This is a genomic window from Acinetobacter gerneri DSM 14967 = CIP 107464 = MTCC 9824, assembly GCF_000368565.1.
In the GTDB taxonomy this organism is placed as follows: Bacteria; Pseudomonadota; Gammaproteobacteria; order Pseudomonadales; family Moraxellaceae; genus Acinetobacter; species Acinetobacter gerneri.
In genome coordinates this window covers 158,523-176,395 of record NZ_KB849538.1, presented here as the reverse complement: position 1 = coordinate 176,395, position 17,873 = coordinate 158,523, and the positions used below count along the sequence as shown (strand labels likewise).

Genomic DNA, 17,873 nt, shown 5'->3' with positions numbered 1-17,873 from the left:
TCATTTTAAAATAAAAAAAGAGCCTGAATTCAGGCTCTTTTTTATGTTCTAGGATCAGCAATCTGATATTGAAAACTGATCTTGGAACGTATTTTAAATATTTACATCAATTTGACGCCTTGCTGACCAGCAGGTGTAACTTTGAAAATTTCTACTTCAAAAGTAATATTTTTACCTGCCAATGGGTGATTGAAATCAATCTCTGTGATGTCATCATTCACCGACTTCACTACGCCAAATAGACTTGATTTAGCTTTGTCTTCAAATTCGATCATGTGCCCGATAATAGGACGCTGTTCAAATTTAACCGTGTCAAATGTTTGGATATTTTCAGCATTCCAAGGACCGAACGCTTCTTCTGGTGGCAAGCTAACAGTACGACGGTCGCCTGCACGTAAACCAAATAATGCTTTTTCAAATCCAGGAAGTAGACTTCCATCGCCCATGACTAAGCTCACAGGTTCTTCACGGCCACGGGTATTGTCGATTTCTACACCATTTTCAATCGCAACTGAAAAATGTAAATCAACTTTAGAGCCTTCCGCTACACGTGTTTCATCATTGGGATTGATTATTTCAGTCATTTTTACTTTCCGCATTGCCTGCACGTTGAATACGTTGCTTTTCTAAAAAGAACGTATCAATCAGCAATAAAATTGTTCCAAGTGTGATCGCACTATCTGCAATATTAAATGCAGGAAAATGATGATCTTGGTAGAACACATGGATGAAATCAACCACATAACCTAAGTAAATGCGGTCGATTAAATTGCCGAGTGCACCACCTAAAATCAGTGCAATGGCTGCTGCTAAAACGACAGAGCGTTTTGGCATACGCATCAGCCAAAATATAAATACAATGGATACTAAACCAGCCAAGCCTGTAAATAAGTATCTTTGCCATCCTCCAGCATCGGACAAAAAGCTAAATGCAGCACCTGTATTGTGCAGTAATGTCCAATTTAAAAAGGGCAGCACAGGTTCAGATATTGCATAAACCAAATGCGTACTCGCAATATATTTAGTCCACTGATCAATCACAAGCGTTAGGACAGCAAGCCCTAACCAAATGAGATTGTGCGGATAAAATTGAAATAAGCCCTTTTTATTTTGAGGGTTAGGCATATTTTCTCTCTTCGCCACGACCCGTGACGTTAATAATACAACGACCACATAAACCAGGATGATCCACATGTGTATTTACATCAGGAAGCACATGCCAGCAGCGTACACATTTTTCACCATCAGCCGCAGAGACTTGAACACGTAAGCCTTCAATGTCAGTTGCTTCGCCTTGTTCAGCAAAATCATGTACCAGTGCTTGTGAGGTAATCAATACAAAACGTAATTCATCACCCAATTGGTTTAATACTTTTTGTAAATCTGCATTTGCCCAAAGTTCAACTTTGGCAGACAGATTACTACCGATCAGTTTAGCATTACGTGCTGCTTCGATTTGTTTATTTACTGCTGATTTGACTTGAATTAATGTTTGCCAATCTGCTTCTGAAACCAAGTTTGCATTTGATGAAACAGGAATGTCATACCATTCGGCAGTAAATACATATTTTTCAGTTTGTTCAGGGATCAATGGCCACGCTTCTTGTGCAGTAAAGCTCAAGATCGGGCTCATCCAACGCACGAAAGCTTGAACGATATGATAAAGCGCAGTTTGTGCAGAATGACGCGCAACAGAATCTGCTTTAGTGGTGTATTGACGATCTTTGATGATGTCTAAGTAGAAACCACCCAAATCATTGATACAGAAATTGGTCAATGCGCTACATACGATATGGAAATTCATTTCTTCGTAGGCTTGCTGAATGGTTTTTTGTACTTCAGCTGCACGTTGCAAGATGTATTGATCGAGTGCAATCAATTGATCTACAGGCAATGCATCAGTTGAAGGTTTGAAACCATTTAAGTTTGCAAGCAAGAAGCGCAGCGTATTACGGATACGACGATAACCATCTGATGCACGGCTAAAGATTTCTTTACCTGCAGTCATTTCATAACGATAGTCAGATGATGCAATCCAGAAACGTAAACCATCAGCACCCATATCTTTGATGATGTCTTGAGGAGTAATGATATTACCCAATGATTTAGACATCTTACGACCTTTCTCATCCACAACGAAACCGTGAGTGAGTAGACCTTTATATGGCGCACGTTTGTTAATCGCGATAGAAGTCAACAATGAAGACTGGAACCAACCACGGTGTTGGTCAGAACCTTCAAGATATAAATCAGCAGGATCGGTCAATTCTGGACGTTGACGAAGCACTGCATAATGCGTTGTTCCAGAGTCAAACCATACGTCGAGCGTGTCACGAACAGCGTTATACTGCTCAGCATCTGCACCGATAAAGTCTTTCGCTTCACGATTGAACCAACCATCGATGCCTTCTTGCTCGATGAGTTTAGCAACTTCTTCGATCAATTCTGGTGTACGAGGATGCAATTCATTGGTGTCTTTATGCACGAAGAATGGAATTGGCACGCCCCAAGTACGTTGACGAGAGATACACCAATCTGGACGACCTTCGATCATTGATTCGATACGGTTTTTACCCCAATCAGGTACAAAACCGATGTCATTTTCAATCGCATTTAAAGCATCTTGACGTAAGCCTTTTTCATCCATGCTAATGAACCATTGTGGTGTAGCACGGAAGATAATTGGTGTTTTATGACGCCAGCAATGTGGATAGCTGTGTTTGATTGGGTTATGTGCCCAAAGTTTTCCAGCAACGCTCAATGCTTCGATGATTTTTGGATTGGCTTTATAAATGTGTTCGCCTGCAAAAATTGGTGCTGTAGGTAAATACACACCATTTCCGCCCACTGGATTGTCCACTTTTAAGTTATAGATTAAGCCAACTTTATAATCGTCCACACCGTGTCCAGGCGCAGTATGTACTGCACCTGTACCACTTGTTGCGATGACATGTTCGCCCAAAATTACAGGTACTTGGCGCTCAGCTAGCAGTGGATGTTGAAGTTGAAGATTTTCAAGTTTGCTACCTGTAAAATCAGCCAATACTTTTGGATTTTCAAGCTTGTAACGTTCACATGCTGACTCAACCAAATCTTTTGCCAAGATCAGGTTTTGTTGACCACGTTCACTTTGTACTTGAACCAATTGATAATCAATTTCAGCATGCAAAGCCACAGCTTGGTTCGCAGGAAGCGTCCAAGGTGTTGTGGTCCAAATCACGATGTCGGTAGGATCGCTAACGCTTACACCTACGCGCGCAGATAGATCAGCCAAATCTACAACACCAAAACCAACGTCGATTGCATCAGATTTTTTGTCTTCATATTCGACTTCAGCTTCAGCAAGTGCTGAACCACAGTCCATACACCAGTTCACTGGTTTGAGACCCGGTTGGATATGTCCCGCTTTTTCGATTTCACCCAAAGCACGAACGATGTCAGCTTCTTGTTTGAAATTCATAGTGAGGTAGGGTTGTTGCCAATCACCGAAAACACCCATACGAATAAAGTCTTTACGTTGTAATTCAACCTGACTCATCGCATATTCACGGCAAGCTTTACGGAAGGTTGAAGCATCAACTTTAACACCGACTTTACCGACTTTTTCTTCGACTTTAAGTTCAATCGGCAAACCGTGACAGTCCCAACCCGGAACATACGGTGCATCAAAGCCGTCCATAGTACGACTTTTAACGATAATATCTTTTAAGACTTTGTTTACCGCATGACCTAAATGGATCTGACCATTTGCATATGGAGGACCGTCATGAAGCACATATTTTTTCTTGCCAATACGCGAAGCACGAATCTCTTGATAAATGTTGTCGGCATACCACTCTTCTAACCATTTCACTTCACGTACTGCTAGATTTGCTTTCATTGCAAATTCAGTACCTGGGAGGTTCAGCGTGGCTTTATAATCCACTGCATTTTCAGGAGTTTGCTTATCGCTCATGCAAGTTGTCATCCAATTTAATCAGCATATAGGCTGACACGTTCTACAATAAAAAATTAAGGTTTAAAAAGGGAAATGGGGGGTGTTTTGACGAAACTCAAGGAGTTTCTCAACATCATCATCAATCCCTTTTTGCAGTGCTTCTAGCGAAGGATAGTTCAGTTCACCATGTAAATAGTCAAGGAACGTCACCCGCATTAACAAGCCATACAGATTAGCAGAAACTTCAGGAAAATGTACTTCCAATCGCCACTCAGGATGTACTTGTTTGATCGCAGGGCGAGTTCCAACATGTCCTGCACCATACAGACTTTCAGGGTGGTAACCAGCAATGCCCGATTTTTCTGGACAATCTGCTACAACTTTAGCGGTTAATGCGCTAGTTTCGCATACCACTTCGACACCATAAATGCCGCTTAAACACGGTTTATGACGGTTTAAACGCACATTAATCGTTGGAAAATTGAGGGTACGTCCGATTTGATCGCCGTATTGCACACGACCAATCATGCTATAAGGACGGCCCAATAATTTTGCAGCAAGTGATAAATTGCCTGCTTGTAAAACTTGACGGACACGGGTTGAACTAACACGTTCACCATCAAACTCAACCGTGTTGAGGTTGGTCACAGCAAAGCCATATTGTTTTAAAAATTCGCTATTGCCTTGACGGTCTTTACCAAAATGAAAATCATCACCCAAAACTAGACTTTGAGCATTCAGTTTATTTTTTAAAATATTGGCAAAGTCTTCTGCGCTTAGACTACGAAATTGATTATTAAATTTGGCAATGACAATGTAATCCACACCAAGCTCAGTTAAATATTCAACTTTTTCACGCAAAGATGAGATACGAGGTGGTGCTTCATAGCCTTTAAAAAATTCGAGAGGTTGAGGTTCAAAGACCATCACCAATGTTTTTAGATTTTGTGCAGCCGCAATTTCTTTAAGTTGAGAAATCATGGCTTGATGTCCCAAATGGACGCCGTCAAAATTACCAATCGTGATCGCGGTTTTCGGCAATTTTAATTCGGGAGATAACGCATTTAGACGTAACAGCTTCATGATTTCAAAATAGGCTATAAATTTGAAAGGATATATATTGCCATAATCTCACAATTTCGTCTTGTTGTTGTGTTTTTACTCAAAAAAATTAGAAAGAATTTAATGTAAATCAATTTTACTGATACATTTTATAAAAATAAATCAATTTTTCTTATAATTAATACTGGTTAAAATCAATTCATCAGCTTCTATGAGGATTTAAGCGATGAAAATGCCATTTTACCAACTTGAAGATAGCCGTGATGTGATCCGCCAATTTACCCCAAACTGGTTTACAGTGACGATGGGTACAGGGGTTGTCGCACTGATTTTACCAGAATTTCCATTTGCTCAGGGGGCTTTATGGGAAATCGCGACATTATTATGGCAATTAAATAGTTTTTTATTTATCGCATTTAGCATTCTGTATTTGTTGCGTTGGTTCATTTATCCTCAAGAAGCAAAACAAATTTTCTCGCATCCAAGTATGGCTTTGTTTTTAGGCGCAATCCCAATGGGCTTAGCAACGGTCATTAATGGCTTTTTAAAGTTTGGTATCGGCATTTTCGGTGATGTAGCGATTCAAATCGCACACAGTCTTTGGTATATCGACTTTATCTTGGCGATATTGATTGGGGTATTTGTTCCATTTTTTATGTACACCAAACAAGATCATGCTTTGCATACGATGACTGCGATGTGGTTATTGCCGATCGTCGCTTGTGAGGTCACTGCAACTTCAGCGGGTTTATTGTTGGCGCATTTACCTGCAAATGCTGAAAGTCTATGGATTTTATTTGCAAGCTATATGCTCTGGGGTGTATCTGTTCTGCCTGCTTTTGCTGTATTGAGCATTTTAATGTTGCGTTTGGCACTGCATAAAATTCCAAGTCAGGATTTGGCGATTACAGGTTGGTTAGCACTTGGTCCAATCGGGACTGGCGCGTTGGCACTGTTGGTGTTGGGTGAGCAAGCGACACGAATCTTAATCCACTTCAATATGATGCAGATCGGTGAGTTTTTCCATCTTGGTGGCATCATGGCAAGCTTGATTTTGCTGGGTTTTGGGTGTTGGTGGTTTAGTATCGCGATTTTGATTACTTTGAAATTGGCGAAAAATGGCTTGCCTTTCAATCTCGGTTGGTGGGGCTTAACCTTCCCACTCGGTGTCTTTACCTTGGCTATTTTTAATTTGGCTCATCAAACTCAAGTTCAGTTTATTCATGTCTTTGGTTTGCTTTGTGCGGCTGTGTTGATGTTGCTCTGGATCATTGTGATGACGAAAACATTGAAAGCGTTGTATCGTGGTAATTTATTTTTCTCTCCATGTTTAAAAACGTTTTTGGAGAAACAACAAGGTTAGGGTCTGTTAAGCCTACAAAGTTAAAAAAGCGATCTTTTCTGGGCATGGGGAAGGTGGCTTTTTTAATGGGCTAAGATTTAGGTTGTTATTGCGTCGTTGAATCTCGCTGTAGGCAAAAATTTAGCTTTGGGGAATAATCACCTTAAACATTTGCACCTTTGGTTATTTTCCCCTTAAATATCCTGACTTTTCTATTGGCATATTTCATGAAAAATTCTTCTGCTTTAATTATGGCTTTGCCGAGTGAATCTAAAGGTTTATTTGAGCAACAAAATATTGATGTTCACTATAGTGGTGTGGGCAAGGTCAATGCTGCATTTAAAGCATTTGAAGTGATCCAAAAAACGGGATGTAAGACGCTTATCAATTTGGGTAGTGCCGGAAGCTCTACCTTTAAAGCACACGAACTGGTTGAAGTCAGCCAATTTGTGCAACGTGATATGGATGTTTCTCCGCTTGGCTTTGAGGTTGGTGTCACGCCGATGGATGAGCATTATCCTGCTGCGATTGATCTTGAGCCGTATTTTTTAGAGCTAAACCAAGGGATTTGCGGTACTGGTGATAGTTTTGAAACATCACAGCCCAAAGTTGCCTGCAATTTGGTAGACATGGAGGGGTATGCGATCGCAAAAGTGTGTAAAAAACTGGATGTACGTTTGATTTCGGTGAAATACATTACGGATGGTGCGGATGATACTGCGCATTTAGATTGGGAAGAGAATTTGCTACTTGGTGCGCATAAATTATTGGGATTATATTTAAATTTAAAATAAATCGAGCTGTAAAATAAAAAGTTTGGCGACCATAGAAGTCTATGGTCGTATGCCAAAATAAACAATACTGGATTATTTATTTACATTAAAAATAAAATTAACGTGGAACGACGCCGTACAAAACGAGATGTACAGTATGTTCGATCGTGCGCTGATACATACTTTTATTACGTAATGTTTTACCTGTGACCATTTCAATTTGTGTGCCGAAATCCGCATAGTTTTGCGTTAAAGCCCATAAATTGATAATTAACAATTCAGCATCAATCTGATCGGTAATTTTGCCTTGTTCTTGCCAATTTGAAATGACCTTTGCTTTGCGTTTAAACAATTTTTTCAAAGGACCTTTTAAAATGTTCAAGATATGTGGCGCACCCTGAATGACTTCAAGTGCAAACAATTTAGACGCTTTAGGTTGAGTACGAGAAACCTCAATCTTTTGCGCTAAATATTGTCCCAAGGCTTGGACAGGTTCCATATCTGCTTCGAGCATTTGTAGTGGCGCAAGCCACTTTTGCATCATCGTTGTTAACACCTCAACATACAAAGCCTCCTTATTTTCATAGTAATAGAAAATATTCGACTTGTGCATTTCAGCTAGCTGGGCAATTTCATCAAGGCTTGCACCAGAAAAGCCATATTGGGAGAAAACATCTAAAGCAGCGTTTAAAAGTTGCTGACGTTTTTGAGTACTCTTTTTTTGTTCCATTTCAAAAATAAAAAAATAAAAAGTTGAAGCCTAAATTGTACGGTAAATTGTTTGATTTGTGCACAGTGAATGTCGTATTTTTTATTTATTTTACGTATTTATTATGAAATTTGTCCATTATATGTGCAACCGAAAAACACTATTTTTTGTAGGTGATTACATTCTGTGAAAACTCAATTTATGTTGCACATATATTTGAAAAATAAATAAATTTTCTATAACCATTTTTTAAATTTATATAGCAAGTTTCGTGTGTGTATGGTGAAATTAATAATATGAAAAATCTATTATTTTTTGTTAAAAACGGCATTTTGTAAAAAATCAAAATACCGTTGCCTTTTCTCGTAAATAATTGGCATTATGTTGCAAGAACGGCATCAAGAACTTGCTGTTCTAGCTCGGCAAATTGGGCATTTTTCTTACGAGGTCTATTTAACTCAACTTTAAACTGCTGGCGAATGTGCCCTTTATCTAACAAGATAATACGGTCTGCCAACTGCACTGCTTCACTTACATCATGGGTCACTAAGATCGTTGTAAAACCTTGTTCTAGCCACAATTTCTCAATCAGGTTTTGCATCTCCAGACGGGTCAGTGCATCTAAAGCACCCAATGGCTCATCCAAAAGCAAAATACGCGGTGTGTGCGAAAGTGCCCGTGCCAAAGCTGAGCGCTGACGTTGTCCACCCGAAAGCTGTGATGGCCAAAGTTTTGATTTTTCTTGCAAACCTACTTTTTCTAAAAGTTGTGCTGCTTTTTCATGTTGCTGTTTTTTTAATCCAAGCTGCACATTTTCCAGAATATTTTTCCAAGGGAGTAGGCGTGGATCTTGGAACATGACGCGTATATCGTCTGAAGTGATGCCTTCACGAAAGTTTTCAGTTGATCTAAATTTGATTTCACCATAGCTGGCTTGTTCAAGGTCTGCAATGAGACGAAGTAGGGTACTTTTACCGCAACCACTACGCCCCACGATCGCGATAAACTCTCCAGCTTGGATATTGAGATCCAAATCTTCTAGAACTTTTACATCACCGTAAAATTTATGTAATTTTTCAATGAATATTTCTGCGCCAACTTTGCGATTATCCGCCGTGTTCTGTGACTCTACAGGAGCAAGATCATTTACAAATTGGCTTACGCTTAAATCTGTCATTTTAGCTTCCTTTTATTTTTGATAACCTGAATGCCAGCGCAGGAGGTATTTTTCTAAAGCCTGAGCCAATACATCTGCAAGCTTGCCTAGCAGGGCATAAAGTAAGATACCGACCAGTACGATGTCTGTTTGTAAAAATTCACGAGCATTCATGGTCATGTAGCCAATGCCTGACTGTGCTGAGATGGTTTCAGCTACGATCAGGAGTACCCAAACCAGACCAAGTGCAAAACGCAGACCGACTAAAATAGAGGGCATAGCACCCGGTAAAATAATCTCTTTGTAGAGTTGCCAACGTGTCAGTCCGTAGCTTTTGCCCATTTCGATCAATTGTGGATCGACAGCGCGGATACCATGATAGGTATTGATATAAATCGGGAAAAACACCCCGATTGCCACCAAAAATAATTTGGCAGATTCATCTATGCCGAACCATAAAATAACCAATGGAATCAATGCTAAAGCAGGGATATTTCGGATCATTTGCAAGGTGGTATCTAGCAAAGTGGACGCTGTTTTGGATGAGCCATTCAATAGCCCTAAAATCAATCCAAGCCCGCCACCGATCAGTAAGCCTAAAAGCGCACGTCCTGCACTGACTCTGACATGTTGCCAGAGTTCACCGCTTACCAATAAACTCCAGAATGCGCTCACTACTGCTGTAGGCGCAGGGAGTATGCGGCTTTCCAATAATCCTGTGCTTGAGGCAATTTGCCAGATCGCGATCAATAGAATGGGCACTAGCCAAGGCAGCAAGCGCTGCCCAAGCTGCCGAGTTCCACGTGAAACGCTGGAACCCTTCGCCGTTGATGTCACACTCATGCAGGCTCCTTAGCAAGTTTAGTTTGCTTATTTTCATCAGCGCTATAATTGTTTGCCACAATTTCACCGAAAGGACCTGTGAGGTTGGGTTGCGTAAGTTTTTCACGTGTTGCAAGAGGTAAGAGAGGGAACACCAATTCAGCAAAACGGATTGATTCTTCTAGATGCGGATAACCAGAGAAGATAAAGGTATCGATACCGAGATCAGCATATTCTTGGATACGATCAGCAACAGTCTGAGGATCGCCGACCAATGCAGTACCTGCACCACCTCGAACTAAGCCTACGCCTGCCCATAGGTTTGGTGAAACTTCAAGTTTTGAACGATCACCATTGTGTAGTTCAGCCATGCGACGCTGACCCACCGAATCCATTTGTGCAAATTTCTTTTGAGCTGCGGCAATAGTGGCATCATCGACATATTTGATCAGTTCGTCAGCCGCTGCCCATGCTTCTTGATTTGTTTCACGAACGATGACATGTAAGCGGATACCGTAGTTGAGTTTGCGACCTTTTGCAGCTGCTTTGGCTTTGACATTTTCTAGTTTTTCTTTGACAGCAGCCGGTGGTTCGCCCCATGTTAAATAGGTATCCACTTGATCTGTGGCAAGTTCTACAGCATCGTCTGATGAGCCACCAAACCAAAGCGGTGGATATGGTTTTTGAATCGGTGGGTAGAGTAATTTTGCATCATCGACATGTAAGCGTTCGCCGTGAAAAGTAAATGATTCGCCTGTATGTGAACGAGTCAGGATTTCACGCCAAATTTTGACATATTCTGCAGCGGTTTTATAACGTGTTGCGTGATCTTCATATACGCCATCACCTTTAAGCTCTTGTTCGTCGCCACCTGTGACCAAGTTGAGCAATACACGCCCATTTGAAAGACGATCAAAAGTTGAAGCCATACGTGCAGCCAAGGCAGGAGTCGTTACTCCAGGACGTAATGCCACCAAAAATTTTAGGTTTTTAGTTGCATCAATCAAACTTGCAGCCGTGAGCCATGGATCTTCACATGAACGTCCTGTAGGAATCAGCACGCCTTCATATCCTAGATTATCGACAGCAACGGCAATCTGCTTCATATAGGCATGATCGACCTGACGTGCACCTTTGCTCGTACCTAAATAGCGACTATCACCGTGAGTGGGAATAAACCAGAAAATTTTCATTTTGATATCCTTAAATAAAACTACTTGCCAGTCCAGACAGCTTGCTGAATAGAAATGGCTCTCGGTATGATTTTGAGTTCAGAAAAACGATTTGCGAGTTGTTGTTGATCTGCAATAACTTTTGCAGTCAGTGGTGCTGCATAGGACGGAACAGGGCGATGAGTTAAAAATGCCTGACTGACATTGCTTTTTAATCCAGTCGATTGCGAGATCAGTTGAATGGTTTCAGATTTGTGGCTTTGTACCCATTTATCAGCTTGGTTGATTTGCTGAATAATGCCTTTAGCCGCCTGAGGATTCTGTTTCAGAAAATTTGGCGCTGCTAAATAGAATGTATAGTTTGGACTTAGCCCTTGCCCTGTAGTTAAAACACGTGCCTGATCTTCAAGCAGAGCAGAGGAATAATAAGGGTCCCAAATTGCCCAAGCATCGACAGCACCTTTTTGAAATGCCGCGCGCGCTTCGGCAGGAGCAAGCCAAATCGGTTGAATATCTGACCATTGCAGGCCTGCTTTACGCACAGCTTGTACCAATAAATAGTGGGCACTCGAACCTCGTTGTAAGGCGATACGCTTACCACGCAATTCTTTTAAACTGCGAAGATTCGAATTTTTAGCAACTAAAATTGCAGATGCAGCAGGTTTGGCAGCCTCATAGGCAAAGTAATACAACGGTTTATTTGCCGCTTGCGCATAAACAGGCGGGGTATCACCTGTGACACCAATATCCAAAGAACCAACTGCTAAAGCCTCTAAAATCTGCGGACCTGCTGGAAATTCATTCCAAGTAATTTTGGCATTTGGAAATTCTTTTTCGAGCAATTTTTGCTGTTTGGCTACTGCCAAATTGATGGCACTTTTTTGATGACCAATGCGTAATTGTTTGACATTGACATCAACCGCCCAACTGGCACTGCTCAACATCGTACACATCGCAATCATGGCTGTTGTTAGACCAAGATGTTTGGATTTAAACCTAGTCTGTGTTTGTGACTGTGTAAGATGTTGAGACATGAGAGATTCCTCTTATTTGAGCTATTATTTGTCTTGATTGACCAAAATCGCGGCTTGAATATTGATTTGATTTGGAATGAGTTTTTGCTGATAAAAAGCATCGGCAACATATTGCTGTTCTTTAGCAACTTCATTGGAAATTGGTTTAACCCCAAAGCCCATACGTGAAATCGAAGTTTCAAGGATGTTTAGTGGTAAGCCTGTTGGTTTTTCTAAAAGTTTGGCTGCTTCATTTTGATGACTAGACACCCACTGTGTTGTGGTATTCAGTTCATTGACGACAGCTTTTAAAACATCAGGATGAGATTGGGCAAACTTTCGATCAGCCAAATAAAATTGGTGATTGCTCACCAAGTTTTCCCCAGTGGCTAACACTTTGGCACCGAGTTGTTGCTCAGCTGCGGCAAAGAAAGGATCCCAAATGACCCAAGCATCCACTGCACCTTTTTCAAAAGCGGCACGTGCGTCAGCAGGAGGTAGATAGACCACTTGAATGTCATCCAGCTTAAGATGATTGGCTTCTAAAACTTTCAATAATAAATAGTGAACATTAGAGCCTTTGTTGAGTACGACACGTTTGCCTTTTAAGTCTTGAACAGACTGGATTTTAGAATTTTTGGGAACAATTAATGCTTCCGCTTTAGGTGCTGCGGGCTGGTTTGCCACATAGACCAAATTTGAATTTGCAGCTTGGGCAAAAATAGGCGGTGCTTCACCTGCTTCACCTGCTTCACCAAAAGAAACGCTACCCACATTTAAGCCTTCGAGCAGTTGAGGACCGGCTGGAAACTCAACCCATTTGATCTCGATGCCTTTGGCTTTTAGGGCTTTGTCCAAATCGCCACGTTCTTTGACGATCGGCAATAAACCATATTTTTGAAAACCAATATTTAAAGTGACTGTTTCTTGCTTTTTAGCACAGGCAGACAACATCATAAAACTGGCAAGGCTAGCAGTTAAAATACTGAATTTCGCCCAAGGGAAATGCTGAAAACTTGCCATGATGATCTGAACTCCTGTATCGAGATGCTTGAAAGAGAACATCAGACTACGGAGCTTTCTATTTTCAAAAAAATAAAAAATCAGGCAAAACAAATCATAAAAAAAGATAAATAAATTAGCGAAAAACTAAGCAGAAAAACTGCTAAAGCCAAGTGTAAAAGGGGAATGATATTTTATTTTAAAATATTGAAATATATATAAATAATTTACTTATCTGTTCAGGCGATAAATACTGCAAAAAAAGCGCAAAAGAGAATACGTTTTTTTTTGCAGTATTTGTAGAATATCTATAGCAGAAAATCAGCTAAGATTTGTAGCCTGAAATGATACAAAAGTATTTAGATTGTTTTCTTAAACACCAATGAATTACGTTGATAATTGTAGAGTGCTTGGCGAGCTTCAGGTAAATCATCCACACTGGCATGGCTAAAACCATTTTCCAAAAACCAATGTGCTGTTCTTGTTGTGAGCACAAATAGTTGTTCAATGCCCAAAGATCTGGCTTTTTCTTCAAGGAAATGCATGATTTGTCCACCGCGATTGGATTTACGATATTCAGGGTGAACAGCAACGCAGGCGATTTCAGCCGAAGAAATTTCATTTTCCGCTTGAGGAATTGGGTATAAAGCAGCACAAGCCAAGACCGTACCATCACGCTCAATCACTGCAAATTTATCGATTTCATTCTCTAAGCGTTCACGTGAACGATATACCAAAATACCTTCTTCTTCCAAAGGTCTTAACAGGGTAATCAAGCCACCGACATCATGAATATTTGCGGTACGGACTTCTTCATAATGCGCATCGGTGATCATCGTCCCAGTACCATCACGGGTAAATAATTCTTCGATCAATGCACCATCATAAGCATAGGACAGCAAATGTACGCGATTGACCCCATTTAAAGATGCTCGTTTGGCATTTTCTAAATGAAGTGCTATTTCAAAGTTTGAATCTCGATATTTTTCAATATGCTGATCGAGTTGATGTGGCGTAATTTCTCGCAGTAAATGCCCATGTTCGTCAAATAAGCCCTGCTGTGATCCCAAGAAAATAAGCTTATCGGCTTTTAATGATGTCGCCGTTTTGGTTGCAACTTCTTCAGCGAGCAAGTTGAACACTTCACCTGTAGTCGAATATCCAGTAGGTCCAAGAAGTACAATATTATGATTTTCAAGATGTCTTTGAATTGCATCCGTGTCGATACTCCGAACTTCACCTGTGAGCTGAAAATCGACCCCATCACGGATTCCATAAGGTTTCGCAGTTACAAAGTTGCCTGAAACAACATCAATGCGTGCGCCATACATAGGGGAGTTGGCGAGTCCCATAGAGAGTAGCGCTTCGATTTGTAAACGAATCGACCCTACTGCATTCATCACGCAGCCCAAAGACTCACGTGTCGTGACACGTCGATTGATATGAATCGGGCTGATCAACGCTTTTTCTTGTAAATTGTCATTGATCTGAGGACGTGCGCCATGCACTAAAATCAGTTTAATGCCGAGCGAATGTAGCAAAGCGATATCATGAATAATATGTTGGAAATTGGCATGACGAACTGCTTCACCGCCAAACATCAATACAAAGGTTTTACCTCGATGCGCATTGATATAAGGTGCAGTATTTCGAAACCATTGCACATATTGGTGGGTTGTGGCCTGTGCTGTTTCAATATTCGGTGTTTGCATACTCAATCCAATGTCATTCACAATCTGCGATTTCTCTTCCTAATATAATCATCGCATTAGTTGAGTACAAATAAAAAAACACCCAAAGCTAAGTTTGGGTGTTGGCTTTTATTCTACTGAGCTTGGGCTCAAAGCAGATTATTTGTGGTCGTGTTGGCTAGGTGCATGTTGTTTTTGCACTTTTTTAGCAGGTTCATGTTTTTTATCTGCTTTATGTTTTACAACTTTTTTAGGTTGAGGAGCAGCTTGGTGTTTAGGCGCTGGTTTTTTATCAACAACATGTTTTGGCGGAACTTTTTGATCATGTTGTACAGGAGCCGCAGCGAAAGCTGTAGAAGCAGTGATTGCAGCAGATACTGTTAAAGCGATTGCAGAAAGGATTTTTTTCATGAACTTTATTCCTTGGGGAATGATTTTATAATGATAAAACTAACTGAAAATTGTAGAGAAATTATGGAAATTTTCATATAAATTATCAAATTTCGAGATATTTGTTTAAATTGCATCCAAAAAAAGCTCAAACCGAAGTTTGAGCTTTTTTGATCAGTTCAAATGGACTGAGAATGTCTGAGCTATTTAACGGACCGTTTTGATAATGTGATGGTTTTGCGTATTGACTAAGACATATTGACCATTCACTTTATACCATTGTTGGTTGTGTCCTGGACGGCTCAATTTTTTGTACTGTTTGTGATCGACTTTATAGCCTGCGCCACGGTATTGACTTGGATAAGTATGTCCAGCTTTCCATTGGTCTTTGGTTACGTGGTGAGTATTGTGTTTCACAACTTGCTGATGTGAGTTTTGATGTTGAGGATAATGATGATCATTCGGTGCAGCCATTGCACTAGATGCAGCCAAAGCAGTACTTACGGTAAAAGCAATTGCTGAGATTATTTTTTTCATTTTAACACCTTTAGGTTTTGACCATTGTCATTTGATATTTTCAATTTAAGCCTGAAAAATAGAAAAAGCATGGATCAAAAATAGTTGAAATGTAAATTATTTAATGGAACATGAATAGATTGTGAATTTTTATAACATAGCGATATAAAACAAAAAAACCCAAATCGAAATTTGGGTTTATAAAAATAAAAACTTTAAATATTAACGGACTACGCGAATGATGCGATGATCACGTTGATTGACCAATACATAATCACCATTCACCTTATACCATTGTTGATAGCGTGATGGTTTTGAAAGATGACGATAATTTTTATAATTTACGGCATATCTTGATGAGTGATATTGGCTTGGGAAATTATGTCCTGAACGCCAAGAATTATTGTTCCAACGATTGTTATAGCGTTGATCATAGCGATTAGAACGATCCCAACGATCATGATTGTTATAACTGTTGTTAGAGCTGTGATAACGGTGATTATCATGGTTGTTATAGCGAGAATCAGCCATTGCTGACGTCGCTGCAAAAGTACTTAATGATAAAACGATAGCTGTAAAAATCTTGTTCATCTGCTTCACCCTGAATATTAGATTTTGTCTTGATGAGCTCAGATTAACGTTTAAAATTAGATTAATAATGAAGAGAAATAGTTGAAATGTGTACTTTGTGAAGATTGTATGTAGGGATAAAAAAAGCCCAAATATGGATTTGGGCTATGAGGAAAGTGGTCTATAAATTCCCTTTTTTTGCCCTCTTATTTAAATAGAGAGGGCATTTCAATGATGTCATTCAATACGATAAAAACTTGATGCAGCTCAGTTTTTTCATATCAAAATAGCGGTTTAACGTACCACGCGAATTACGTTATGCGTGCGTTCATTGACCAGTACATAACGCCCATCAACTTTATACCAGCGTTCGAAACGGTTAGGTTTATATAGTTGATTATAATGACGATAGTCATCTACATAATATCGTTGATCATGATAATGATCGGGGAAACGCGCGCCTTCTTTCCATACAGTATGCTCAGTCATAACGACACGATCGTGACGTCGATCGTCATGATGATAATCATAAGGATCGGCCATAGCAGCAGAAGCTGCGACCAATGTAGATAAAGATAAAGCGACGGTTGTAAGTAGTTTTTTCATCACATTCACCGAATGGTGTTGGTTTTTCGATAGATCAAAAATACAAAAAAAGTTCAGATAAAAAATGAAGAAATTTAGTTGAAATGTGAAGTTTTCTAGGTTTAAGTGACGAAATATAAATTCATGTAAATAGCTTAAAAAATTCTTAAAAAAATGCCCAAAATCAATTCGGGCAAGTGAGGATTGGAAGGTATTTTAAAAACCTAAAATTCTCAAAATACTATTACTGTCAGAATCCACTAAAATATAGTCATTATTGATCTTGTACCATTGCTGATTTTTACCGGGTTTAGGCAGGTTTTTATCTTTATAAGCTACTTTATAACCGTCACCACGATAATGCTGAGGCATAATATATCCAGGTTGCCAACGATGTTGCTGTAAACGTCGAACACCACGTTCTTCACGCTCGCGTCGTTGTTCTTGCATCATGTCTTCATCTTGATTAAAGTCGCGAAATTTCTTTTTATCATGACCATAAGCATTACCATTACCGCGGTTTTGATAACCACGATCATTGTGCGGAGGATCTGCAAAAGTCATACTTGTTGCTATCAAAGCACTGAAAGATAATGCTAATGCAGTCAAAATCTTTTTCATGTTTACTCTCTTTGACATCATTTTTCACATTTCTAATGTACTATTTAAATGCAGAGAAACTGTGAAGAAAAAATATAAGTTCATTTAAGATCATCAAATATTCAGCACATATTTTAAAAAAATCAGCCATTTTCATGGAAATCAGTCTTTTTTATCCCCGAATAAGTTTTATGTGCGACGTCAAAATTGTGTTTTAAATGCTTGAGCATAATTTAATATAATTCAAAGCATCAATAAAGGTAATCTGTCGCGATTAGCGTATTATTTTGCACAATTCATGTATTTTAATGCCATTTTTCAGTCATAACTTGTAATTGGGAAATGGCTTGAATCACGGTCTTGGCTTGTTGTGCATCATCAAGCGCAGTAATTAAGTGTTGTGGCAATTGTAAGTTTTCGATTGAGCGAATCATTTCACTTTTATGTTTTTGGTCTTTCATCAATATTCTCTAGCATGGTTTATTTCAATGACTAAAGTCTATGCTGAATGTTTTAATTTGAAAAACCGAATA

General features: G+C 39.6%; 19 protein-coding genes. 2 read left to right on the top strand and 17 right to left on the bottom strand.

What is annotated here, in order from left to right:
• Positions 1-101 precede the first annotated feature (101 nt).
• From F960_RS04265 to ribF, 4 genes are all read right to left on the bottom strand, one after another.
• Positions 102-584: an FKBP-type peptidyl-prolyl cis-trans isomerase gene (locus tag F960_RS04265; RefSeq protein WP_004858666.1), complete on the bottom strand. Its 483-nt coding sequence runs from the start codon at positions 582-584 to the stop codon at positions 102-104.
• Positions 577-1,125 carry a signal peptidase II gene (gene lspA, locus F960_RS04260; RefSeq protein ID WP_004858664.1) on the bottom strand — a complete coding sequence of 183 codons (549 nt, stop codon included), beginning with the start codon at positions 1,123-1,125 and terminating at the stop codon, positions 577-579. The genes F960_RS04265 and lspA overlap by 8 nt, the downstream gene beginning before the upstream one ends.
• Positions 1,118-3,955, bottom strand: a complete 2,838-nt coding sequence (gene ileS / locus F960_RS04255) for an isoleucine--tRNA ligase (RefSeq protein WP_004858662.1) — start codon at positions 3,953-3,955, stop codon at positions 1,118-1,120. The genes lspA and ileS overlap by 8 nt, the downstream gene beginning before the upstream one ends.
• A gap of 63 nt (positions 3,956-4,018) precedes the next feature.
• A complete protein-coding gene (gene ribF, locus F960_RS04250) occupies positions 4,019-5,020 on the bottom strand; it encodes a riboflavin biosynthesis protein RibF (RefSeq protein ID WP_004858661.1) in 1,002 nt (333 codons plus the stop codon).
• A gap of 205 nt (positions 5,021-5,225) precedes the next feature.
• Here ribF and F960_RS04245 point away from each other — a divergent pair, with 205 nt between their 5' ends.
• A complete protein-coding gene (locus F960_RS04245) occupies positions 5,226-6,362 on the top strand; it encodes a TDT family transporter (protein WP_004858659.1) in 1,137 nt (378 codons plus the stop codon).
• Positions 6,363-6,568: 206 nt separating this feature from the next.
• Positions 6,569-7,135, top strand: a complete 567-nt coding sequence (locus tag F960_RS04240; protein ID WP_004858657.1) for a 5'-methylthioadenosine/S-adenosylhomocysteine nucleosidase family protein — start codon at positions 6,569-6,571, stop codon at positions 7,133-7,135.
• Between the two features lie 97 nt (positions 7,136-7,232).
• Here the strand turns inward: F960_RS04240 and F960_RS04235 are convergent, their stop codons facing one another.
• The 13 genes from F960_RS04235 to F960_RS22585 form a co-directional block, all read right to left on the bottom strand.
• The gene (locus tag F960_RS04235) at positions 7,233-7,853 is read right to left on the bottom strand and encodes a TetR/AcrR family transcriptional regulator (RefSeq protein WP_171066245.1); all 621 of its coding nucleotides are present in this window, start codon (positions 7,851-7,853) and stop codon (positions 7,233-7,235) included.
• 349 nt (positions 7,854-8,202) lie between these two features.
• Complete coding sequence (locus tag F960_RS04230) at positions 8,203-9,000, bottom strand: ABC transporter ATP-binding protein (protein WP_004858643.1); 798 nt, start codon at positions 8,998-9,000, stop codon at positions 8,203-8,205.
• Positions 9,001-9,012: 12 nt separating this feature from the next.
• Positions 9,013-9,822, bottom strand: coding sequence for an aliphatic sulfonate ABC transporter permease SsuC (gene ssuC / locus F960_RS04225; protein ID WP_004858641.1), 810 nt, complete (start codon positions 9,820-9,822; stop codon positions 9,013-9,015).
• A complete protein-coding gene (ssuD, locus tag F960_RS04220) occupies positions 9,819-10,994 on the bottom strand; it encodes an FMNH2-dependent alkanesulfonate monooxygenase (RefSeq protein ID WP_004858638.1) in 1,176 nt (391 codons plus the stop codon). The genes ssuC and ssuD overlap by 4 nt, the downstream gene beginning before the upstream one ends.
• Before the next feature lie 20 nt (positions 10,995-11,014).
• Entirely contained in the window at positions 11,015-11,935 is a 921-nt protein-coding gene (locus tag F960_RS04215) for a sulfonate ABC transporter substrate-binding protein (protein ID WP_373854965.1), read from the bottom strand.
• Between the two features lie 96 nt (positions 11,936-12,031).
• Complete coding sequence (locus F960_RS04210) at positions 12,032-13,009, bottom strand: sulfonate ABC transporter substrate-binding protein (RefSeq protein ID WP_004858632.1); 978 nt, start codon at positions 13,007-13,009, stop codon at positions 12,032-12,034.
• Between the two features lie 338 nt (positions 13,010-13,347).
• Positions 13,348-14,700 carry an amino-acid N-acetyltransferase gene (gene argA, locus F960_RS04205; protein WP_004858629.1) on the bottom strand — a complete coding sequence of 451 codons (1,353 nt, stop codon included), beginning with the start codon at positions 14,698-14,700 and terminating at the stop codon, positions 13,348-13,350.
• A 138-nt stretch (positions 14,701-14,838) separates the two neighbouring features.
• Positions 14,839-15,090, bottom strand: a complete 252-nt coding sequence (locus tag F960_RS04200) for a hypothetical protein (RefSeq protein WP_004858627.1) — start codon at positions 15,088-15,090, stop codon at positions 14,839-14,841.
• 186 nt (positions 15,091-15,276) lie between these two features.
• A complete protein-coding gene (locus tag F960_RS04195) occupies positions 15,277-15,606 on the bottom strand; it encodes an RcnB family protein (protein WP_004858624.1) in 330 nt (109 codons plus the stop codon).
• A 201-nt stretch (positions 15,607-15,807) separates the two neighbouring features.
• Positions 15,808-16,176: an RcnB family protein gene (locus tag F960_RS04190; RefSeq protein WP_004858623.1), complete on the bottom strand. Its 369-nt coding sequence runs from the start codon at positions 16,174-16,176 to the stop codon at positions 15,808-15,810.
• Positions 16,177-16,449: 273 nt separating this feature from the next.
• Entirely contained in the window at positions 16,450-16,761 is a 312-nt protein-coding gene (locus F960_RS04185) for an RcnB family protein (protein WP_004858620.1), read from the bottom strand.
• 195 nt (positions 16,762-16,956) lie between these two features.
• Positions 16,957-17,361 (bottom strand): RcnB family protein, encoded by a 405-nt coding sequence (locus tag F960_RS04180; RefSeq protein ID WP_004858617.1) that lies wholly within the window; start codon positions 17,359-17,361, stop codon positions 16,957-16,959.
• Positions 17,362-17,645: 284 nt separating this feature from the next.
• The gene (locus tag F960_RS22585; RefSeq protein WP_004858610.1) at positions 17,646-17,801 is read right to left on the bottom strand and encodes a hypothetical protein; all 156 of its coding nucleotides are present in this window, start codon (positions 17,799-17,801) and stop codon (positions 17,646-17,648) included.
• Positions 17,802-17,873: the final 72 nt, after the last annotated feature.

What these genes read in the sequence shown, in the direction of transcription:
- F960_RS04180 (WP_004858617.1), bottom strand. Translation starts at nt 17,361, where the DNA reads ATGAAAAAGATTTTGACTGCATTAGCATTATCTTTCAGTGCTTTGATA.
- ssuD (WP_004858638.1), bottom strand. Translation starts at nt 10,994, where the DNA reads ATGAAAATTTTCTGGTTTATTCCCACTCACGGTGATAGTCGCTATTTA.
- F960_RS04265 (WP_004858666.1), bottom strand. Translation starts at nt 584, where the DNA reads ATGACTGAAATAATCAATCCCAATGATGAAACACGTGTAGCGGAAGGC.
- F960_RS04190 (WP_004858623.1), bottom strand. Translation starts at nt 16,176, where the DNA reads ATGAACAAGATTTTTACAGCTATCGTTTTATCATTAAGTACTTTTGCA.
- F960_RS04210 (WP_004858632.1), bottom strand. Translation starts at nt 13,009, where the DNA reads ATGGCAAGTTTTCAGCATTTCCCTTGGGCGAAATTCAGTATTTTAACT.
- F960_RS04215 (WP_373854965.1), bottom strand. Translation starts at nt 11,935, where the DNA reads ATGATTGCGATGTGTACGATGTTGAGCAGTGCCAGTTGGGCGGTTGAT.
- F960_RS04185 (WP_004858620.1), bottom strand. Translation starts at nt 16,761, where the DNA reads ATGAAAAAACTACTTACAACCGTCGCTTTATCTTTATCTACATTGGTC.
- F960_RS04245 (WP_004858659.1), top strand. Translation starts at nt 5,226, where the DNA reads ATGAAAATGCCATTTTACCAACTTGAAGATAGCCGTGATGTGATCCGC.
- F960_RS04200 (WP_004858627.1), bottom strand. Translation starts at nt 15,090, where the DNA reads ATGAAAAAAATCCTTTCTGCAATCGCTTTAACAGTATCTGCTGCAATC.
- argA (WP_004858629.1), bottom strand. Translation starts at nt 14,700, where the DNA reads ATGCAAACACCGAATATTGAAACAGCACAGGCCACAACCCACCAATAT.
- F960_RS22585 (WP_004858610.1), bottom strand. Translation starts at nt 17,801, where the DNA reads ATGAAAGACCAAAAACATAAAAGTGAAATGATTCGCTCAATCGAAAAC.
- lspA (WP_004858664.1), bottom strand. Translation starts at nt 1,125, where the DNA reads ATGCCTAACCCTCAAAATAAAAAGGGCTTATTTCAATTTTATCCGCAC.
- F960_RS04195 (WP_004858624.1), bottom strand. Translation starts at nt 15,606, where the DNA reads ATGAAAAAAATAATCTCAGCAATTGCTTTTACCGTAAGTACTGCTTTG.
- F960_RS04240 (WP_004858657.1), top strand. Translation starts at nt 6,569, where the DNA reads ATGAAAAATTCTTCTGCTTTAATTATGGCTTTGCCGAGTGAATCTAAA.
- ssuC (WP_004858641.1), bottom strand. Translation starts at nt 9,822, where the DNA reads ATGAGTGTGACATCAACGGCGAAGGGTTCCAGCGTTTCACGTGGAACT.
- ileS (WP_004858662.1), bottom strand. Translation starts at nt 3,955, where the DNA reads ATGAGCGATAAGCAAACTCCTGAAAATGCAGTGGATTATAAAGCCACG.
- F960_RS04230 (WP_004858643.1), bottom strand. Translation starts at nt 9,000, where the DNA reads ATGACAGATTTAAGCGTAAGCCAATTTGTAAATGATCTTGCTCCTGTA.
- ribF (WP_004858661.1), bottom strand. Translation starts at nt 5,020, where the DNA reads ATGAAGCTGTTACGTCTAAATGCGTTATCTCCCGAATTAAAATTGCCG.